Source organism: Nocardia colli (assembly GCF_008704205.1).
Classification (GTDB): domain Bacteria; phylum Actinomycetota; class Actinomycetes; order Mycobacteriales; family Mycobacteriaceae; genus Nocardia; species Nocardia colli.
This window is the reverse complement of the sequence record NZ_VXLC01000001.1, coordinates 342,602-362,621: the sequence shown is the minus strand read 5'-3', so window position 1 is coordinate 362,621 and position 20,020 is coordinate 342,602. Positions and strand designations below refer to the sequence as shown.

General features: G+C 69.0%; 20 protein-coding genes. 5 read left to right on the top strand and 15 right to left on the bottom strand.

The genetic code is table 11. The annotated features are described in order from the left end of the window. Positions 1–23 precede the first annotated feature (23 nt). The 4 genes from F3087_RS01820 to F3087_RS01805 form a co-directional block, all read right to left on the bottom strand. Complete coding sequence (locus F3087_RS01820; RefSeq protein WP_150399994.1) at positions 24–443, bottom strand: restriction system modified-DNA reader domain-containing protein; 420 nt, start codon at positions 441–443, stop codon at positions 24–26. A gap of 128 nt (positions 444–571) precedes the next feature. After that, on the bottom strand, positions 572–1,387 hold the full coding sequence (locus tag F3087_RS01815) for an exodeoxyribonuclease III (RefSeq protein WP_150399993.1): 816 nt from the start codon (positions 1,385–1,387) through the stop codon (positions 572–574). A 33-nt stretch (positions 1,388–1,420) separates the two neighbouring features. Continuing rightward, entirely contained in the window at positions 1,421–2,431 is a 1,011-nt protein-coding gene (locus F3087_RS01810; RefSeq protein WP_150399992.1) for an N-acetylglutamate synthase, CG3035 family, read from the bottom strand. After that, positions 2,421–3,011, bottom strand: coding sequence for a peptide deformylase (locus F3087_RS01805; protein ID WP_150399991.1), 591 nt, complete (start codon positions 3,009–3,011; stop codon positions 2,421–2,423). The genes F3087_RS01810 and F3087_RS01805 overlap by 11 nt, the downstream gene beginning before the upstream one ends. Positions 3,012–3,199: 188 nt before the next feature. On the opposite strand from F3087_RS01805, the gene F3087_RS01800 reads away from it, so the two are divergent. From F3087_RS01800 to F3087_RS01780, 5 genes are all read left to right on the top strand, one after another. Further along, positions 3,200–3,544: a DUF3263 domain-containing protein gene (locus F3087_RS01800; RefSeq protein WP_150399990.1), complete on the top strand. Its 345-nt coding sequence runs from the start codon at positions 3,200–3,202 to the stop codon at positions 3,542–3,544. Positions 3,545–3,563: 19 nt separating this feature from the next. After that, entirely contained in the window at positions 3,564–4,133 is a 570-nt protein-coding gene (locus F3087_RS01795) for a LytR C-terminal domain-containing protein (protein WP_150399989.1), read from the top strand. A gap of 160 nt (positions 4,134–4,293) precedes the next feature. Next, positions 4,294–4,980, top strand: coding sequence for a superoxide dismutase[Cu-Zn] (gene sodC / locus F3087_RS01790; RefSeq protein WP_150399988.1), 687 nt, complete (start codon positions 4,294–4,296; stop codon positions 4,978–4,980). A 13-nt stretch (positions 4,981–4,993) separates the two neighbouring features. Further along, positions 4,994–6,139: a glutamate--cysteine ligase gene (locus tag F3087_RS01785; protein ID WP_150399987.1), complete on the top strand. Its 1,146-nt coding sequence runs from the start codon at positions 4,994–4,996 to the stop codon at positions 6,137–6,139. Positions 6,140–6,311: 172 nt separating this feature from the next. Continuing rightward, positions 6,312–7,616: a phosphatase PAP2 family protein gene (locus F3087_RS01780; RefSeq protein ID WP_223884856.1), complete on the top strand. Its 1,305-nt coding sequence runs from the start codon at positions 6,312–6,314 to the stop codon at positions 7,614–7,616. 3 nt (positions 7,617–7,619) lie between these two features. On the opposite strand, the gene mnhG is transcribed toward F3087_RS01780, so the two are convergent. The 11 genes from mnhG to F3087_RS01725 all read right to left on the bottom strand — a co-directional run bounded on the left by mnhG (position 7,620) and on the right by F3087_RS01725 (position 20,007). Then, positions 7,620–7,952 carry a monovalent cation/H(+) antiporter subunit G gene (mnhG, locus tag F3087_RS01775; RefSeq protein WP_150399985.1) on the bottom strand — a complete coding sequence of 111 codons (333 nt, stop codon included), beginning with the start codon at positions 7,950–7,952 and terminating at the stop codon, positions 7,620–7,622. Positions 7,953–7,998: 46 nt separating this feature from the next. Then, a complete protein-coding gene (locus F3087_RS01770; protein ID WP_150399984.1) occupies positions 7,999–8,262 on the bottom strand; it encodes a monovalent cation/H+ antiporter complex subunit F in 264 nt (87 codons plus the stop codon). Beyond that, entirely contained in the window at positions 8,259–8,804 is a 546-nt protein-coding gene (locus F3087_RS01765) for a Na+/H+ antiporter subunit E (RefSeq protein WP_150400845.1), read from the bottom strand. The genes F3087_RS01770 and F3087_RS01765 overlap by 4 nt, the downstream gene beginning before the upstream one ends. Positions 8,805–8,809: 5 nt before the next feature. Then, positions 8,810–10,423, bottom strand: a complete 1,614-nt coding sequence (locus tag F3087_RS01760; protein ID WP_150399983.1) for a Na+/H+ antiporter subunit D — start codon at positions 10,421–10,423, stop codon at positions 8,810–8,812. After that, positions 10,420–10,803, bottom strand: a complete 384-nt coding sequence (locus F3087_RS01755) for a Na(+)/H(+) antiporter subunit C (RefSeq protein ID WP_150399982.1) — start codon at positions 10,801–10,803, stop codon at positions 10,420–10,422. The genes F3087_RS01760 and F3087_RS01755 overlap by 4 nt, the downstream gene beginning before the upstream one ends. Further along, entirely contained in the window at positions 10,800–13,724 is a 2,925-nt protein-coding gene (locus tag F3087_RS01750) for a Na+/H+ antiporter subunit A (RefSeq protein WP_150399981.1), read from the bottom strand. Before F3087_RS01750 ends, F3087_RS01755 begins: the two co-directional genes overlap by 4 nt. Before the next feature lie 112 nt (positions 13,725–13,836). Continuing rightward, positions 13,837–15,189, bottom strand: coding sequence for a hypothetical protein (locus tag F3087_RS01745; RefSeq protein ID WP_150399980.1), 1,353 nt, complete (start codon positions 15,187–15,189; stop codon positions 13,837–13,839). Positions 15,190–15,266: 77 nt separating this feature from the next. Then, positions 15,267–17,567 (bottom strand): AAA family ATPase, encoded by a 2,301-nt coding sequence (locus F3087_RS01740; protein WP_150399979.1) that lies wholly within the window; start codon positions 17,565–17,567, stop codon positions 15,267–15,269. Positions 17,568–17,617: 50 nt separating this feature from the next. After that, positions 17,618–18,061: a hypothetical protein gene (locus F3087_RS01735; RefSeq protein WP_150399978.1), complete on the bottom strand. Its 444-nt coding sequence runs from the start codon at positions 18,059–18,061 to the stop codon at positions 17,618–17,620. Positions 18,062–18,145: 84 nt separating this feature from the next. Then, on the bottom strand, positions 18,146–18,499 hold the full coding sequence (locus F3087_RS01730; protein ID WP_150399977.1) for a UBP-type zinc finger domain-containing protein: 354 nt from the start codon (positions 18,497–18,499) through the stop codon (positions 18,146–18,148). Beyond that, complete coding sequence (locus F3087_RS01725; RefSeq protein WP_150399976.1) at positions 18,496–20,007, bottom strand: ATP-binding protein; 1,512 nt, start codon at positions 20,005–20,007, stop codon at positions 18,496–18,498. The genes F3087_RS01730 and F3087_RS01725 overlap by 4 nt, the downstream gene beginning before the upstream one ends. Positions 20,008–20,020: the final 13 nt, after the last annotated feature.

The window sequence follows — 20,020 nt, the reverse complement described above, 5'->3', positions numbered from 1 at the left end:
TCAAATCGGCAAAGATTGCAAGATTAGAGCGAGGCCCGCAGCTCGCGTAGCGTCTTGCCTGAGCGAGTGTGAATCCAGTAGTGCCAACCGTTGATATCGGATCCGACCAACGCTTTGAGCGCTGGCGACGGCGAGCCGTAAACGCCTTCGGCTGTCTGGATCAATCCACCGTCGAGGACCGTGGCCGTGAAGACTTGACCTTTTCGGATGCGGTGGTGCTGAAGCTCGTCGCCGCTTCGGATCAAGCCACGCTCCAGCAGGATCGCTAACTGCCCGACGCGCGGCTGACCGGCCGTATCGAGGGTGCTGGGGCTGGGGGGTGGCGAACTATCGTCACCCGCGAGAAGGAGACGCCGGAGAACATCGTTCTCGCTCTCGAAATCGACCCGCGCTGCGACGAGTGCCTTGAATACCTCGTCGTCGACAACGATTTTGCGGGCCATGTGCACCTCCTCGCCAACTCCACTCTGCATCCCTCGGACTCTCAAAGATTACCAAGTGAACAGGTAGGGGTCAATGCTTGTCGCCGGCGTTCGCTCCGGCGCGAAGTCGGCGTGCTATCGGCGGTGGTCTAGACGGTGAAGTCGGCGATTACCGGGGCGTGGTCGCTGGCGCCCTTGCCTTTTCGTTCTTCGCGGTCGACTACGGCGTCGGTGGCGGTGGAGGCCAAGGCGGGGGAGGCGAGGATGAAATCGATGCGCATGCCCTCTTTGCGGGGGAAGCGGAGTTGGGTGTAGTCCCAGTAGGTGTAGATGCCGGGGCCGGGGGCGAAGGGGCGCATGACGTCGGCGAAGCCGGTGTCGAGGAAGGACTGGAAGGCGTCGCGCTCGGGTTGGGAAGTGTGGGTTTTGTTTTCGAAGAAGTCGACGGACCAGACGTCGTCGTCGGTGGGGGCGATGTTCCAGTCACCGACGAGGGCGATCTTCGCCTCGGGATCTTCGGCGAGCCAGCGGGCGCCGTTGTCGCGCAGGGCGGCAAGCCATTCCAGCTTGTAGGTGTAGTGCGGGTCGTCCAGGGCGCGGCCGTTGGGCACGTACAGGCTCCAGACCCGGACCCCGCCGCAGGTCGCGCCGAGCGCGCGGGACTCGACGACCGGCGCGCTGATCAGCGACTCACCGGCCTCCTTGTCGAAGCCGGGCTGATTCGGGAAGGCGAACTCCACATCCTTCAGTCCGACCCGGGACGCGATGGCGACCCCGTTCCACTGGTTGATGCCGAGATGGGCGACCTCGTAACCGAGTTCGTCGAACCGCTCGAACGGGAACTGGTCGTCGCGGCACTTCGTCTCCTGGATGGCCAGCACGTCGATATCCTGGCGATCCAGAAATTCCGCGACCCGGTCGAGCCGGGAGCGAATCGAATTGACGTTCCAGGTGGCGAGGCGCACAGGTGCCTTCCTTCGTTGGGCTATGACTCCGTTTTACCGGAGGTCGGCGGACCCGTGGGGGTGGTTGGTCGGAGACGCGTACCGATACATGTGATGCTCGACGAAACCCAGCTCGCGATACAGCGCCAGCGCGCCGCTGTTTCCGGCCTCGACCTGAAGGTACGCGTGCGTCGCACCGCGCCCGTGCCCCCACCGGATCAACTCGGCGCACACCAGCGAACCGAGCCCCTTGCGGCGATGCTCCGCGCCGACCGCCACACAGGTGAGGCCGACCCAGCGCCGCCCGTCCGGCGCGGTGGTGACCGCGCCGCGCCCGATCGCGATCGGCGTCGGCACGCCGAGCGAGGCGAAGCCCAGTTCGCCGTCGCGCACGGCGGTCAGCACCTCGACATCCGGTTCCCGCGACGAAGGTCGTTGCGGCGTAGGCGGTTCCCCTTCGTAGCGATTCAACTCCAGCCAGGCGTGATCCGGCGCGGTGGCGACGCGCACCATCGAAGGTCCTTGCGGGAGCACGAAATTCTCGATGTCGATGGCCAGCACGACGGTCTCCCGCCAGCTGTCCCAGCCCGGCGGGATGGGCGCGAGCCGATCGGGCAGCGCGAGCAGCAGCGGCAGCCCGTGCGCGGTGTACCACTCGCCGATGCGCTGGATCGCGTCCGGCGTCACCACCGCGGGTCCGTCGGAATCGCCCAGCGGCACAGCGGAATTGGCGCGACCGGTGTACCCGTGCCCGGCGCGCACCAGCCACCCGTCGATCCAGGTGCGCTCGATACCCGGCCAGGCGTCCGCCGCCGCCGATTCCAGCGACCGGATCTCCCTGGTCTGAATCGGCCTGGGCCCCAATGCTTTCAGTGCGACCACCCGATCCGGCGTCACCGAGACGACCTGCCCGTCGGCTCCGCGCACGGTCGGCGGATCCAGCGAAAGGAGTTCGCCGATCACGTCGGTGAGCGGTTGTGGATAACCCGCGGGCAGTCGATAACGCAGGACTACCCGGCGGCCGAGCGGAATGGACGCGCCGGTGCCGGCACCGTCAGTCGTCATGGCCGAACGGATCCGCGACCGTACCGGGGATCCAGCTGAGTCCCGGTGTGCCCCAGCCGTTGCGCTTGATCGCCTTCTTCGCCGCGCGGGCATTGCGCCCGATCAGCACGTCGACGTAGAGGAACCCGTCCAGGTGCCCGACCTCGTGCTGCAACATCCGGGCGAAGAAGTCCTTGCCCTCGATCTCGACCGGCTTGCCGTGCTCGTCGGTGCCGGTGACCTTGGCCCACTCGGCCCGGCCGGTCGGATACTGCTCGCCGGGCACCGACAGGCAACCCTCTTCGTCGTCGTCCGGATCCGGCATGGTTTCGGGGATGGCCGAGGTCTCCAGCACGGGGTTGATCACCGCGCCGCGGCGTCGGGTGGCGGTGCCGTCGGGGGCGACGTCCGGGCAGTCGTAGACGAACAACCGCAGCGGCACCCCCACCTGGTTGGCCGCGAGGCCGACGCCGTGCGCGGCGTCGAGCGTGTCGTACATGTCCGCGATGAGCTCGGCCAATTCCTCCGGCGACTGGGTGACCCGTTCGGTCGGGTTGTGCAGAACCGGGTCGCCGACGATCACGATCGGGAGGATAGCCATGGGACCAATTATTGCCGCGCCGTCCCGCCGCCGGCCGTGCGGGGGCGGCAACCTTCCCGCGACACGCCTACCGGCAGGTAGGGAACACGCCGCGCCGTAGACCCGGCGATCCCACGGTCTCGTGGTTGAATGATCCGCGACGTACAAGCACCATTTTTCGTCTGGTGGTAACTCGGCGAGGGAGCAAGATGGACGGCGCAGCGGCACGGAATCTTTCCGCGATCCAGGGCGACCCTTCCGCGAGCGACGATGTCACGGCAGCGGAATCGACCGGCGACGGCGACGGGCTGAGCCGTCGCGAACACGACATCCTGGCCTTCGAGCGCCAGTGGTGGAAGTACGCGGGGGCCAAGGAAGAAGCCATCCGGGAGCTGTTCGGCATGTCGCCCACCCGGTACTACCAGGTGCTCAATGCCGTGGTGGACCGGCAGGAAGCGCTGGCCGCCGACCCGATGCTGGTCAAGCGGCTGCGCCGGCTGCGGGCGAGCAGGCAAAAAGCCAGGGCCGCGCGACGGCTCGGTTTCCAGGTATGACCGGGCTAGGCTCGACTAGGTGAGCTACCCGAATCCCACCTCCGGTGGGCCGCCATTGCGAGCGTTGGCGATGGTGTTGATCGCACTGGCCATCGTATTCGGTGGCCTGGGAGCGATGTCGCTGTCGAAGTCCGACGCCGACCCGTCGAGTTCCGGCCCGTCGGAATCGGCCACCTCGACCACCGCCACCGCCGCGCCGCAGGTGCCCGCGAGCACCACCGTCGCGAAGACGTCGGACGCCGCGCCGTCCAGCTCCGCCGCGCCGCCCACGACGACCACCACGACGCCGCCCACCACCTCGGCGGCCGCCGCGAAGGCGGTTCCGGTGCGCGTGCTGAACAACAGCATGATCGCCGGGCTGGCCGGCAAGACCGCGAATCAGCTCACCGCCGACGGCTGGAATGTCGTCGAGACGGGCAACTACCCCGGCGTCAATATCCCGAAAACGACGGTGTACTACGGCAATTCGCCGGGCGATAAAGAGGCCGGGCAGGCCATCGCGCAGGAGCTCGGCATCACCGCGGAATCGAAGTCGAGTGGATTGGGCGAGTCCTCGCCCGGTGTAACCGTCATCGTGACGGGTAACTGACAACTGGCGACCGCGGTCGGGTCAACTGGCGACCTGCCGCTGAACGGGCCTGTCACGGCGCGACACGGCGGACGTGGCATCATCTTGTCCGGTAACGAACGTGTCCACCCAGCTTTACTCGTAAACTTCGTAAACTCGGTACTCATAAAGGAGTTCCCCGATGGCCCCGTCCACAACTCGTCGCCCGTCCTGGCGGACTGTGACCCCGGTGCTCGCGGTCGCGGTCCTCGGCCTCGCAGGCTGCACCAACAGCCAGGAGTCGAGTGACGTCAAGGGAACGACCCCGCCCGTGTGGAGCGGCGCGGCCGCCCCGCCGGCCAGTGAATCCGGCAAGCAAACCGGCAGCGCGGACTCGAACGCCGGCGTGAAGGTCGACCTGAAGGACGCCGCCGGCGCCTCGGTCGCCACCGCCAACATCGTCAAGGACGGCAACCACCTGCAGTTCACCGTCGAGGCGCACGGCCTGCGCCCCGGTTTCCACGGCCTGCACATCCACTCGATCGGTAAGTGCGAGGCCAACTCGGTCGCGCCGACCGGCGGCCCGTCCGGCGACTTCCTTTCCGCCGGTGGCCATCTGCAGGTCGGCAGCGCCAACACGCACCCGGCCAGCGGCGACCTCACTTCGCTCGAGGTCCGCTCGGACGGCAGCGCGAAGCTGGTCACCACCACCGACGCGGTGACCCTGGACGATCTGAAGAACAAGGCGTTGATGATCCACGCCGATGCCGACAACTTCGGCAACATCCCGAACCGGTACCTCCGAGCCGACGGCGTTGCCGGCCCGGACGATACGACGCTAGCGACAGGCGACGCGGGCGGCCGCGTTGCCTGCGGTGTGATCCAGTAGCGCAGGAGCCGATATGGCCGGGGCAGGCAGAGAACACGTTCCCTTCCATGGATCGCCCCGGCCCACCATAGGCATCGAGTGGGAAATCGCACTCGTCGACAAGGTGAGCCGCGATCTATCGAATACCGCTGCGGCGGTGTTCGATTCACTGGGCGATCTACACGCGCACGACGGCACCCCACAGGTGACCAAGGAGTTGTTGCGCAACACCGTCGAGCTGGTCACGGGGGTGCACGAGACCGTCGGCGACGCGGTCGAGGACCTGCACGGCACCATGACCGCGGTCCGGCGCGCCGCCGACCCGCTCGGCGTCGATCTGTTCTGCGCGGGCACGCATCCGTTCGCGCAGTGGTCGGCGCAGCAGCTGACCCGCTCGGAGCACTACGATGAGCTGATCGAGCGCACCCAGTGGTGGGGCCGCCAGATGATGATCTGGGGCGTGCACGTGCACGTCGGAGTCTCGCACCGGGACAAGGTCTTTCCGATCCTGAACGCGCTGCTGATCCACTATCCGCACCTGCTGTCGCTATCCGCGTCCTCGCCGATGTGGGCGGGCTCGGACACCGGTTACGCCAGCAACCGGACGCTGATGTTCCAGCAGCTACCCACGGCCGGCCTGCCATTCCAGTTCGAAAACTGGCGTGGCTTCGAGCATTTCGTGCACGACCAGTTCAAGACGGGGGTGTTCGAGCAGCTCGGCGGGATGCACTGGGACATCCGCCCGGCGCCGAAGTGGGGGACGATCGAAGTCCGGGTGTGTGACGGGGTGTCCACCCGCGCCGAGCTGGCCGCGATGGCCGCGCTGATCCACTGCCTGATCGTCGACCTGGACCGCAGGCTCGAGGAGGGCGAGACGCTGCCCTCGCTGCCGCCGTGGCACGTGCAGGAGAACAAGTGGCGGGCCGCCCGCTACGGCCTGGACGCGATCGTCATCGTGGACGACAAGAGCAACGAGCGGTTGGTCACCGACGACGTGACCGACCTGCTGAACCGGTTGGAGCCGACCGCGAAACGGCTCGGCTGCGCGGACGAATTGGCCTTCGTCGCGGAGATCCCGGAGCGAGGTGCGTCATACCAGCGGCAGCGCAAAGTCGCCGCCGCTGCCCAGGGCGACCTGGTCGCGGTGGTAGACGCGCTGGTCAAGGAGCTCGAGCAGTAACTGTCGCGGTGGGTACGGTTGCGCATTATTCACCCACCCCGCCGGCTTCGCCGACTGCCGTCCCCAAATGTTCAGTCGGCCAGTGGGATGGCGTTCACCCCCCGTTTACTATGGTCGAGTGCTTGTCGAAGACCCGGGACCCAGAGTAGGAAGTGCCGCTCCTCGGTTGCGTGTGCCGCCGGCCCGGGTCTGGGTCGCGGCGGGCGTCGCCGCGGTGCCGGTACTGCTGATCGCGCTGCAGATCGTGGCGATGAACGAAGGGTTCCAGGGTCCGCTGGGCAGCCTGTGGCAGGACTACGTCGGCACCCCCAAGTCGATGTCGGTGCCGTGGGCCGGTCTGGTCCTTGCGCTGGTTGGCATTTCGACCCGGCGGCGGATCATCGCGCTGAGTGCGGCCGTGACCATCGACGTGGTGTGGGCGGGGATCCGGCTGCTGGCCGGTGAGTCGTTCGCGATCGGCAACGGTCCGGTGATCGTGCTCACCGGACTCGCGGCATACGCGTGGTTGCGCTGGGACGGCACCGAACGCCGCAACGCGCTGCATGCCGCCGCGCTGGGTGCGCTACTTATTCTTGCCACCAAGGTCGGTGATGTGTGGCTGCACGTCACCATCATGAGCAGGCCGACGGTGCTCGACGAATACGTGCTGCTCGCCGATCACGCGCTGGGCGATCCGTCCTGGGTGATGGGCCGGGTGCTCGATGTGCTCGGGCCGGTCGTCTACGGGGTGCTGCACTGGGTCTACATCGAATTGCCGGTCGCGGCGATCGTGGTTGCGGTGTGGCAGCTGCGCCGGGTGGTATCGAGCGGCCGCTGGCCCACCCACTATCTGGTGCGCACGTTTCTGGTGCTCGGGCTGGTCGGCCCGATCGTCTATGTGATCTTCCCGGTGGTCGGGCCGATGTTCGCGTTCGGCGCGGACGGGCACGGACTACAGCTGGGCAACTACTGGCCGAGCGTGGTGCCGCCGCTGGACCGCAACCCGATGCCGATGCCGTTCGACTCCGCCACTCCGCGTAACTGCATGCCGTCCATGCACACCGCGTGGGCGTTGTCGGTGTTCCTGCACACCCGCCGCGATACCGACGGCGGTCCGGCGCCGAGCGTGGTGCGCTGGGGCGGCGCGTTCTGGCTGCTCGCCACGGTGACCGCGACCCTGGGCTTCGGCTACCACTACGGCGTCGACCTGGTCGCGGGCGCGGTGCTGTGCCTGACCGTCGAGTCCGCGCTGCGCGATCCGGAACGCGGCTGGGGCTGGTTCCGCGTCCGGCTGGTCGCGGGCGGCGTGCTGGTGCTCGCCGTGCTGCTGCTGTCCTACCGCTTCCTGCCGGTGCAGATGGCCGAATACCCGGTCCTGGCCGGCACGGTCGTGCTCGCGCTGCTCGCCGGACTGGCCGCGGGCTTCCACGCCACCTGGTTCGCCGGGCAGCGGCAGACCGCGGCGTCGCAGCGCGAGGTCGAAACCGCTTCGCACTGAGCGTCAGTCGATGGTGTTGCCGAGCTCGTTCACGGTGAGCAGGCCGTCGCGGTGGCTCTGTTCGCGGTAGGCGGTGCGGCTGATCAGGTGGGCGACCACCGGGGCGGTCAGCAGGGTGAACAGGCCGACCAGGACGAGGGCCCAGACGTTGCCGTGGCCGAGTAGTTCGATGCCGGCCCCGTCCAAGACCAGGATCAGGCCGATCACTTGGGGTTTGGTGGCGGCGTGCATGCGGGTGAGGGTGTCCGGAAAACGCACGATCGCGATGGACGCGGTAAGCGCGAGGGTGGCGCCGAACAGGATGAGCGCGCCGGAGATCCACTGCCACACGGTCATCGGTCGCCTCCGTCCTGGAATGCCGGTCGGCCCAGCAGCTTTGAGGTCACTGTTGTTCGTCCTTCACACGGAAGCGGGTGACGGCGGCCGAACCGAGGAAGCCGACCAAGGCCAGCGCGATGATCGCCGGGATGATCGTGGTGTCCTCGCTGTAGGCCGCCCAGACCGCCAGCCCGGAGGCGGCGATCGCCATCAGCGAGTCGATGCCGACGATCCGGTCCAGGGTGCTCGGCCCGGCCAGGATGCGATAGCTGGTGATCACGGCGGCGGCGGTCAGCAGCACGCCGGCGATGATGGCGACGACAGTCACAGCTCCCCCTCTGGCGGCCTGGATGGGGTCGAGCGCCATTCGGAGTGGCGCTCGAACGAGGAGATGAGCAGCTTCTCCAGGCGGCGGGTCGTCCGATAGAACTTGTCCACCGCCGCGTCGCTGCTCACGTCCAGCACGTGCACGTAGACGACGCAGCGCCGCCGATCGATCTCCAGCACCATGGTGCCCGGGATCAGGTTCAACAGGTCGGTGCACAGCACGAGCACCATGTCGGATTTGGTGCTCAAGTAGACGCGCAGCACCCCGGAGACCGGCGGTTTCGCGGGCCGGATGGCGAACCAGGCCACCTGCAGGCTGGACTCGATCGCGTAATACGAGGCCACCACGATCAATTCGAGCATCGACAGCGGATGCAGCCGCCCGTTGACCGGCACCCGGGGCAGCGGCAGTGCCACCATGATCAGCGCGCCCACCGCGAGCCCGGCCAGCAGATTGGCGATGCTGAGGTCGCCCCACAGCGCGATCCAGACGAGGGTGAGCCAGCCCAGCACGCCGACCCGCACGACCGTCTCGCGACTCACCCCGCTCATCGGGGGGCTCCCGTTTCGGCGGGCGAATTACCCAGCACCGCAGTGATATACACGCCCGGATCGCGCAGGTCGTCGGCCGCTCGGTCGGCAATCCGCAGGATCGGTCCGGCGAGCACGGTAAGGCTGAGTCCGACCGCGACCAATGCCGCCGTCGAACCCACCATCAGCAACGGCATCCGGCCGGGGTGGGCGCGCTCGTCGTAGAGCATGTCGGTCGAATCCTCGATCAACGAAGGCGTTCTGGCGGCGGCGAGATGTCCCTCCGGTGCCTCGACCCGCGGCCGCCAGAAAGCCTTGCTCCACACCCGCGCGATGGCATACAGGGTGAGCAGACTGGTGAGCACCGAACCCGCCACCAGCGTCCAAGCCAGCACGCTGCCGTCCTCCGCGCCCGCCTGCAACAGCGCGACCTTCCCGATGAACCCCGAAAACGGCGGAATACCACCGAGATTCAGCGCGGGAATCAGGAACAGCACGGCGAGTATCGGACTCGCGGTAGCCAGTCCGCCGAGCCGGCGCAGCGAGGTCGAACCCGCCTGCCGCTCGATCAGACCGACCACCAGGAACAGCGCGGTCTGCACCAGAATGTGGTGCGCCACATAGAAAACCGCGCCGGCCAGCCCGGCCGTGCTGGCCAGCCCGACGCCGAAGATCATGTACCCGATGTGGCTGACCAGGGTGAAAGACAGCAGCCGCCGGATGTCGCTCTGCGCGATCGCGCCGAAGATGCCGACCAGCATGGTGAGCAACCCGCAGACCAGCAGGATCGAATCGAACTCGCCGCCGGGGAACAGCAGCGAGTGCGTCCGGATGATCGCGTACACACCGACTTTCGTGAGCAGGCCGGCGAACACCGCGGTCACCGGGGCGGGCGCGGTGGGGTAGGAGTCGGGCAGCCAGTTCGACAGCGGGAACACCGCGGCCTTGATGCCGAACGCCACCAGCAGCACCGCGTAGATGGCGGTGCGGGTGCCCTCCGGCACCGCGCCGATCCGCTGGGCCAGCTGCGCCAGGTTCAGCGTGCCGGTGGCCGCGTAGGTCATGCCGATGCCGGTCAGGAAGATCAGCGACGACAGCATCGAGACCATCACATACGACACCCCCGCGCGGATGCGTTCCTCCGTGCCGCCGACGGTCAGCAGCACGAACGAGGCGGCGAGCAGGATCTCGAAGCCGACGAACAGGTTGAACAGGTCACCGGCCAGGAACGCGGCCGCGACCCCGCCGGTCAGCACCAGATACGTCGGCCGGTAGATCGAGGTCGGCTGCCGTTCGTCACCGTCGCGAATGTTCTGCCCGGAACCGTAGAGCGCCACGGCGAGCAGCACGATCGACGAGACCAGCAGCATCCCCGCGGACAGCCGATCCACCACCAGCGTGATGCCGATCGGGGTCTCCCAGTTGCCGACCTGCAACGCGGTGGTGCCGTCGCGGTCGGCCAGGAACAGCAGCAGCCCGCAGATGACGACGACCGCGGTGAGCGCGCCGAGCATGAGCGTGCGCTGGGTCCGTGGCCTGCGCCCGAAGATCAGGGTGCCCGCGGCCGCGAGCAGCGGCACCAGCACGGGCAGCGGCATGAGGATCGGCAGCAGGCCGGGGGAGAGGTTCAATCTTCCGGATCCTCTCGCTCGCGCCTGCGGGCGACATCGACGTCTTCCTGGTCGTTCTCGACATCGTCGGTGGTGGTGATGGTGAAGGAACGGTAGGCCAGCGCGAGCACGAAGGCCGCCAGGCCCATGGTGATCACGATCGCGGTGAGCACCATGGCCTGGGCGAGCGGGTCGGCGGTGTCACGATGCGTGGTGTCGGTCTGGCCCTGGATGGGTGCGCGGCCGTCCGGGCCGGCCAGGGTGATGATCAGCAGATTCACCGCGTTGCCGAACAGGATCAGGCCGAGCAGCATCTTCGACACCGCGCGTTCCAGGATCAGGTAGACCCCGCAGGCGACCAGAATGCCGATGACGACCAGTAGTGTCAGGTTGGCGGTCATTGTGCGGAACCTCCGGTCGCCGAGGTGGTTTCGCTGGTGGCCAGCTCGCTGTCCAGACGCGCGCCGAGGCTGCGCAGGACATCGAGCACCAGGCCGACCACGATCAGATAGACGCCGAGATCGAAGAACAGCGCGGTCACCAGCTTGATATGGCCGAGCAGCGGCAGCGTCACCTCGAAGATCGCCGAGGACAGCGGCGGAACGCCGAAAAACAGTGAGCCGACGGCGGTTCCGGCGGCCAGGGCCAGTCCGGCCCCGAGCAGATGGCCCGCGTCGACCGGCAGCGCCTCGCCGAGTTCGTACCGGCCACCGGCGAGATAGCGCAGCGTCAGCGCGAGCCCGGCGGTGAGTCCGCCGGCGAAACCGCCGCCCGGCGCGTTGTGGCCGGAGAAGAAGAAGTACACCGACAGCACCATGATGGTCGGGAACACCAGCCGGGTGGTGATCTGCATGACCATCGAGCGGTCCGCGCGATCGACCAGCCGTCCGGCGGGCAGCCAGCTCACCAGATCCGGGTCGTAGTTGGGCGAATCGGCCGCGCGCGGCGCGCTGCCGAAGCGGCGGCTGCGGAACACCAGCGAGGCGACGCCGGTCGCGGCGACCACCAGCACCGAGATCTCGCCGAGCGTGTCCCAGGCGCGGACGTCGACCAGCAGCACGTTGACCGCGTTCTTACCGCCGCCGAATTGGTAAGCGGCATCGGGGATCCGGTGCCAGATCGGTTCGGCGGTGCGCGCGGCCACGGCGAACGCGCCGAGCACCGTGACAGCCGCGCCGACCAGCGCGGCCAGCACCGCCCGGCGGGACTTGAACGGGGTCGCCCGGCCCGCCTCGATCTCCGCCGGGAAGGCGCGCAGCACCAGCACGAAGATGACCAAAGTCAGTGTCTCGACCAGGAATTGGGTCAGCGCCAGATCGGGCGCGCCGTGCAGCGCGAAGATCACGCCGCAGCCGTACCCGGTGACGCCGACGACGAGCACGCTGGCCAGCCGGTTGCGCAGCACCGTCGCGCCCAGCGCCATCGCGACCATGATCGCGCCGATCACCGCCTGCAACGGCGAATCCCACAGGCGCAGCTGGACTCCGGTGCGGGTGCCGAGGGCGAGCAGCACGGTCGGCAGGATGATCAGCGTGCCGAGGATGGTCGCCTGGCTCAGCGGCAGCGATCCGCGCTGCACCGCGCCGGTCATCCGCAGCGAGAGCCGGTCCATGCCGCGCAGGGTCGCGTCGTAGGCCCGGTCGGCGTTGCCGAGCCGCGGGCGAGCCGGATCGCGGAGGCGGTCGCGCAGCTGGAACAGCGCGATGCCGCCCGCGATGATCAGGACCGTCAGTCCCAGCGGGACCGTAAAGCCGTGCCACAGCGACAGATAGGCGAGCAGGTCTTCGGAAAACGTTTCGGCGTAAGGGCTCAGCAGGCGGTCGGTCCCCGGCGCCGCCAGACCCGCGGCCAGGCTGGCCACCGCGAGCACCGCGGGCGCGGCCAGGAACAACGTCCCCGGCGCATGCCAGCTGCGGTCGTCGGGTGCGTGCTCGTCGCCGAATTCCACGACCGGACCGGGGCTTTCGGCGTAGTCGGAGACCCGGCGCACCCGATGCGCGCCGTGCGCGGTCGGCCGCGCGACCCCCTGCTTGTCCGCGAAAGCGCCCCAGACGAAGCGAATGCTGTAGCCGACGGTCAGCATCGAGCCGAACACCACACCGACCGCGAGCGCCACCCGCGCGGGCCCGTTGAGGGTGTCCGCGTCCAGGATCGCGCCGAGCGCGCTCTCCTTGCCGACGAACCCGACCAGCGGCGGAATCCCGGCCATGCTCAACGCGCCCAGGATCGCGATGCCGCACAGTACCGGCGCCCGGCGGCCGAGCCCGGATAGTCGCCGCAGATCCCGGGTGCCCGCGCCGTGATCGATGATCCCGACGACCATGAACAGGCACGCCTTGAACAGCGCGTGCGCCACGATCATCGCCACCCCGGCCAGCGCCGCGTCCGGCGTGCCGATACCGACCAGCACGACCAGGAAGCCCAGCTGGCTCACCGTGCCGAAGGCGAGCACCAGCTTCAGGTCGACCACCTCGAGCGCGCGCAACCCGGCCAGCAGCATCGAGGCCACGCCGAGGGTGAGCACGAGCGGATGCCAGACCGGGTTCTCCGCGAACACCGGGGCCAGCCGCGCGATCAGGTACACACCGGCCTTGACCATGGCCGCGGCGTGCAGATACGCGCTGACCGGCGTCGGCGCGGCCATCGCGCCGGGCAGCCAGAAGTGCAGCGGCACCACGGCGGACTTGCTCAGCGCGCCGATCAGGATCAGCACCACCGCGACGTTCACCGCGAGCCCGCTCGGCGGTTGTGCCGCGGCCAGCAGGTCGGAGAGCAGGTAGCTGTGGTTGGTCTCGCCGAGGATGATCAGGCCGACCAGCATCGCCAGCCCGCCCGCGGCGGTCACCAGCAGCGCCTGGATGGCCGCGCGCCGGCTGTTCGCCTGCTCGGCATTGTGGCCGACGAGCAGGAACGACAGCACCGTCGTCACTTCCCAGAAAACGAAGAGCAACAGCATGTTGTCGCTGGTCACCAGGCCGAACATGGCCGCGGCGAAGCCGACCATCTCGGCCGCGAACAGGCCGAGGCGCGGCTCGTCGTCCTCGAAGTATCTGGCGCAGTAGCAGAGCACCAGCGCGCCGATGGCGAGCACCAGCGCGGACATGATCGCGGCGAGCGAGTCGAAGCGCAGATCGATGTTCATCTCGATGCTCGGCGCCCACTCCAGCCGAACCTGCTGTGTGCTACCCCAATTCGCGACGACCCAGCCGAGGCCGCCGAGCGGCACCAGGGCAAGCAGGTAGAAAGCGTTGCGTCCCAGCGCCCTTACCCACAGCGGTGCGACGAGCGCGGCGGCGGCGAGGGCGAGCAGGATAGCGAGCAAACTACACTCCGTCGGGTAGGGGCGGCGGGGTGGTGCGGGACAATCCTACGTGGAGCCTGGGGATTTCCGCGTCCTCCTCGGCTATGGCGTCGGGTACACGACGGCGATGGGGCTATATATCCGCTAACGCTTCGTCCGTCGCGGGGTCGGTGGACTGTGGCCGGCCGCGGGGCCGGAAGTGGTGCAGGACGGCAAGGCCGACCGCGCTGCCGAGCACGATCGCCAGCGCGGTGCGCCCCGGTGTGGTGTCGTGCGCCGCGCTGTCCGGCAGATGCCAGCTCTTGCTGTCGTCGGGCAGCACGGAGATGGCGGTCGGCAGGTAGAGGGCGGCGATGGCCAGCACGCCGCTCGGCGCGAACCGCGGCCGCGCGGACGAGCAGCAGTAGCCGGCGGTGAGGGCGAGCACCGCGCTGCCGATCGAGAAGAGGATCCAGTTCGCCTCGGGCGGCGTGAGGATGGCGAACAGCGCGATCGCCGCGAGCAACACGACAGCCAACAGCACCGAGGGCCGCCGGGCCCCGGCGATCAGGCCGATGGCGGTCAGCACGAGCAACACCCAGACGCTCCAGCCGGGCCGGCTGGCATAGCCGAAGGCGTCGGCGACCGCGGTCAGGCTGACCGCGAGATAGACGCCGTACCCGTCCCGGCCGGGCAGCAGCATGGCCGCCGCGGTCGCGGCGAACACGGTGGCCGCGGCGGTGAGCCCGATGTCGACGGCGTGATTGATCGCGGGGGCGTTGGTGTACTGCCGTTGCAGCCATTCGGTAATGGCCAGGATGACCAGGGCGAGCACCATCGCCGCCAGGATCGGCGCCACCGGCAGCTCGATCGACGAGCGCGCGGGCTCCGGCCGGTCGGCTTTGGTCCGATTGCGCAGGGCGCTCAGCACCAGCAGCACCATCGTCAGCGCGATCAGCCAGCTCGGCGGCGTCTCCAGCACGTCGAGCGGGTCGTCGTCGATGTCCAGGAAGTCCGCGAGGTCGCTGAACACGAAGAATCCGGCGCCGCCGAGCGCGAAGCCCGCGGCGAGCACCGGCTTGCGCAGCGCCGCGACGCCGAGCCCGCCGAGCAGGATCCCGGCGCACACCGCGTCCACGTAGTTCTGCGTGGTGAGCATGTCGGCGGACGAGACATGGCGTCCGGCACTGTGATTGATCAGCTGCGCGACGACGCCGAGCACCGCGACCAGCCACGCGGTCGCCGGGCGGAAGGCGGTGCCGACCAGCACCGCGACCGCGACCGCGACGATCACGCCGATGGCCGCGCCGCGCGGCACGCTGTCCCACAGGTTGGTGATCTGATACGGCGTGCTCTGCCGGATGGAGGAGAAGGTGACCGGCAGGAACAGCGTCACACCCGCGACCGCGGCGCCGAAGAAGGCCGTGACCGCGTCGAACGCATCGCCCATCCGCCGCACGTGCCGAACATACCTGCGCTCGACCGGGGAATCTGTGATTGCCCTCACTTGGCGACGGCATGTCGAAATGGGCGAAATGCCAGAATATGGCGGTTACGGTGAGTTTGCCGTCCGGACGGCGACGGTCAGAGGTAACGGCCCTCGCTGCCCGTGGACTGGCCGCGGGTCTCCGCGTAGCGGCGCAGCGACTCGACCTGCAACGCGTCCAGCGACGGGCGGACCGTGGCGCGGGCCGCCGCCACATCCGCGGCGGTGACGTCCGCGGCGTCGAGGTCGCGGCGCATGGCGGTCAGCGCGGCCTCGCGCAGCAGCGCCGCGCAGTCCGCGGCGGAGTAGCCGTCGAGCTTGCGGGCCAGCGCGGCGAGGTCGACGTCGGCGGCCAGCGGGACCGAGCGTCCGGCCGTGCGCAGGATCTCCAGCCGGGCCGCGCCGTCCGGCGGCGGCACGAAGACCAGTCGCTCCAATCGGCCCGGCCGCAGCAGCGCCGGGTCGATCAGTTCCGGGCGGTTCGTCGCGCCGAGCACCACCACGTCGCGCAGCGGCTCCACACCGTCGAGTTCGGTGAGCAGCGCGGCGACCACCCGGTCGCCGACGCCGGAGTCACCGGTCTGGCCGCGCCGCGGGGCGAGCGCGTCCACCTCGTCGAGGAAGATCAGCGAGGGCGCGGAATCGCGTGCGCGCTGGAACAATTCGCGCACCGCGCGTTCGGACGAGCCGACCCACTTGTCCATCAGCTCGGCGCCCTTGACCGTGTGCACGCTGAGCTGGCCGGTGCTGGCCAGCGCCCGCACCAGGAAGGTCTTGCCGCAGCCGGGCGGGCCGTAGAGCAGCACGCCGCGCGGCGGGTCGACGCCGAGCCGGGCGAACGAATCCGGGTGCCGCAGTGGCCATAACACCGTTTCGGTCAGCGCCTGCTTGGTCTCCACCATGTCGCCGACCTCGTCCAGGGTGAGGCTGCCGATGGCCAGCTCGTCCATGCCCGAACGTGACAGCGGCCGAATAACTTTCAGCGCGCCGAGCAGGTCCGGTTGGGTCAGTTGCGGATCCGAGTGATCCCTGCTGGCCCGCGACGCGGCGCGCAGGGCCGCCTCGCGGCAGAGTGAGGCCAGGTCGGAGACCACGAATCCCGGTGTGCGCGCGGCGATCTCGTCGAGTTTCAGTTCGCCCGTCGGTACTCGGCGCAGCAGCTGTTCCAGCAGTGACTTGCGCACCGGCGCGGTGGGCAGTGCGAGGGCGAGTTCGCGGTCGCACAAGTCGGGCGCGCGCAGCCGGGGGTCGATGCCGGCCGGGTGCGCGGTCGTCGCGAGGAAGGCGACGCACGGCTCGGCGACCGCGGCGCGCAACTGGTCCAGGATGAGCGTGGCGACCGGTTCGGCCCGCGCGGGCAGCAGCGCGTCGATATCGGTGATCAGCAGGATGCCGCCCTGCCCGGAACAGACGTCGGCCACCGCCTCGGCCACCTCGCGCAGCCGGGTGCCGCTCTCCGCGGCGCCGATGGTCGGGCCGTCCAGCTCGACCATGCGCCGCGGCGCGGTGACCGCGCGGGCCAGCGTGGCCTTGCCGACGCCGGCCGGGCCGGTGATCAGGACGCCGAGACGTGGTGTCGCGCCGAGGGTTTTGAGCAGTTCGGGCTCGTCCAGGGCGAGGCTGAGCCACTCGGTGAGCTTCGTTGCCTGACTGTGCACGCCCGCCAGATCCTTGACGGTGATCAGCGGATCGGCGTCGCGCACGGCCGCGCTCCGGCCGTTCGACGCGCCCGGCGAGCCCGCCGCACCGTCGAACGCGGCGGCCTCGATCGCGCCGCGAGCGGCCTCGCCCGGCGGGATCGGCGTCCCCGCCAGCGCCCGGTCGGCGGCGTCCCTGGCCGCGACCACCCCGGCGCCCCAGACGACCGCGGTGTTCGGCTGCACGCTGACCGGGCCGCGCAGATCGGTGGCGGTGACGGTGAGCAACTCGGTGGTCCAGGCGATGCCGAAGGTGCGCGAAAGCGCTTGGGAGGCAGCGGCGGAGCTGATCTCCGGGCCGAGATCGCGGGGCAGCAGCGAGACCGTGTCGCCGACCGTCACCACCTTGCCGAGCAGCGCCTGGCGCAGCGTCGCCGCCGGGATGGTGCGGGTGGCGTGCACCGAGCCGCTCACCGAGATCTGCTTGGCGCCGTACACGGTGACCGGCGCGACGACCACCGTCGCGTCCTCGCGCAGGCCCGCGTTGGACAGGGTCACGTCGTCGAGCAGCGCGACCCCGGCCGGGGTGTCCGCCGGGGCGACGCCGACCACGGCCGCGGTGCGGCGCGCGCCGACCAGCGCGATGCCGTCCCACTCGCGCAGCCCGAGCGCGGTCAGCGCCTCCGGATGCAGCCGCACCACCCCCCGCCGGGCATCGGCCGCGGAGGGATTCAGTCGAGCGGTGAGCGCGAGTTCTGCCACCGTGCCATTCTGCCGCGCCGGAGCGTGCTCGGGGCCGGGGATGGGCGGGACTACTTGTTCTTCGGGACGATCCCGGCGGCGACCGCGACCGGGGTTTCGGCCACGCTGCCGGACAGGCAGACCAGCTTGGCGGTGCCGAGCGCGACATTCGGGCTGCCGGTGAACGTGCTGTCCGGGTTGGCCGCGAGGATCTGCTCGATCACCGCCTTCTCCGCGTCGGTGTCCAGCTTCTTGAACTCGCCGCAGGTGGTCTTCGTCGGATCGCCGGACGCGGGCGTGCCCGGCTGCTCGGCGGTCGGCGACGCGGCCGGTGCGCCGGGACTCGGCGCGGCGGGCGGGGCCGACGGCTTCGCGGCCGGCGCGGTCGCGCTGGTGGTCGTATCGCCCTTGCGCAGCCCGTTCGCGTCGGCGGAATCGTTCGAGGACTGGCCGCAGCCTGCCAGCAGCAAAGCCACCGCCCCGGTGACCAGGACGATGGCGGAAGTTCGCTTCATACCGTGCTTTCCCCGGTGGATATGTCGTCGATCAGCACCGGCATACCCGGCACGTCCGGTGCAGCGTACCGGGTGCGCGGGGTTTCAGTGGATGTGTGCCTGCCAGTCCGCGGGCACCCGGTTGCGCGGACCCGGTGCGCTCTGGTCGGCCGGGTGGCTGTTCGGCGGGGTGAGTTCCGGTCCGTCGCCGTACATTTCCTCGGTCTGGAAGTTGTAGTACCAGTCCTCGCCCGGTTCGAAGCTCTGAATGAACGGGTGGCCGGTGTCTTTCGCGTGCAGGCTGGCGTGCTGGGCCGGCGAGGTGTCGCAACAGCCGATGTGCCCGCACTGCGCGCACCGCCGCAGATGCACCCACCAGCCTTGCGCCGCTTCGCATTCCACACAGCCGGTACCGCTGGGCGGCACCGCGGTGTCGATGCCCTCGAGCTCCTGCGTCATCGTTGACCTCCTGAAGTGGTTTCCGGTTCGCCCTGATTCTGCTCCGCCGGATCGTCGGGCACGCGGTTCAGCGGCAGCCACACGGTGAATCGCGTGTTGCCCGGCTCGGAATCGACCTGGATGTCGCCGTCGTGTTTGTTCACCACGATCCGGAACGAGATGTCCAGGCCCAGCCCGGTGCCCTCGCCCATCGGCTTGGTGGTGAAGAACGGCTCGAAGATGCGGCTGCGCACGTCCTCCGGGATGCCGGGGCCGGTGTCGCCGATTTCGATGACGGCACAGTCATTTTCGTGCCTGGTGCGCACGCTCAGCGTGCCCTGCCCGCCCATCGCGTAGACCGCGTTGTCGATCAGGTTGGTCCACACCTGGTTCAATTCCGCTGCGTAACAAGGCACCTGGGGCAGCGAGCGGTCGTACTCCTTGACCACCTCGACGCCGTCGCCGATCTTGCGGCTGAGCATCACCAGCGTGCTGTCCAGCAGATCGTGGATGTCCACCACCTGGAACGGTGCGCGGTCCATCTGCGAATACTGTTTGGCCGCATTGACCAGTGAGGAGATGCGCGTGGTCGAGTCGGCGATCTCGTTCATCATCAGCTCGGTCTCGATGGTGTAGTTCAGCCAGCGGATCGCGCCCTCGAAAACCTTTTCCGTGGCGCCCTCGAGCGTGGCGGACACCCGCTCCAGCCAGTCGACGTCGAATCCTGCCTGGACGAAGTTCGGTGCGAGACTCCAGCCGTCGATGATGTCGTGGTCCTCGAGCCACTCGCCGAGCACGTCCTCGCGATCGGCGGCCTCCATCGGGCTCAATTCGGGCGCTTTGGCCACCTGCGCCGCGGCCTCTTCTTGCAGGCGCACCAGTGCGCCGAGCGACGCGGTGTCGAACTTGCCGTCGGCCATCATGGCCAGCTTGTGCCGCATGCCCGCGACCCGTTCGCGCAGGCCGGAGGTGGCCCGCACCGCGGCGGCGGCCGGGTTGTTCAGCTCGTGGGTCAGGCCCGCCGACAGCGAGCCGAGGGCGAGCAGCCGCTCGCGCTGGCCGACCCGCGCGTTGGCGTTGCGGTTGCCGAAGAACACGCCCTCCAGCAGGTGCACCGCCATCGGGAACCATTCCTGCACCATCTGGGCGAAGATCGCGGCGTCGAGCACGAAGAACCGCGACGGCACCGTCACCTTCAGCGACCCGTTGTAGGTCTGGTCGACCTTGTCGCCGATGTAGGCCATCCACGCGCCGGAGTAGGCGCCGTGGTGCGAGGTGCGGACCAGTTCGATCTCGGTGCCGCCGGACAGCTTGGTCAGCACGACCTCGCCCTCGATCAGCACGTAGAAGCAGGTGGCCGGTTCGCCCTCGCGGAAAACCAGGCCCGGCTCGATGGTTTCGATCCGCCCGTCCCGGCACAGCCAGTCCAATTGTTCGTCATCGAGCTTCTCGAACAGGAACAGGGTGCGCAATTCCGCTGGGTCACAGACCATTCGGCTGCTGCGGTCCGCGTTTTCCGTTGAATTCATTTGCCCGCCTCCT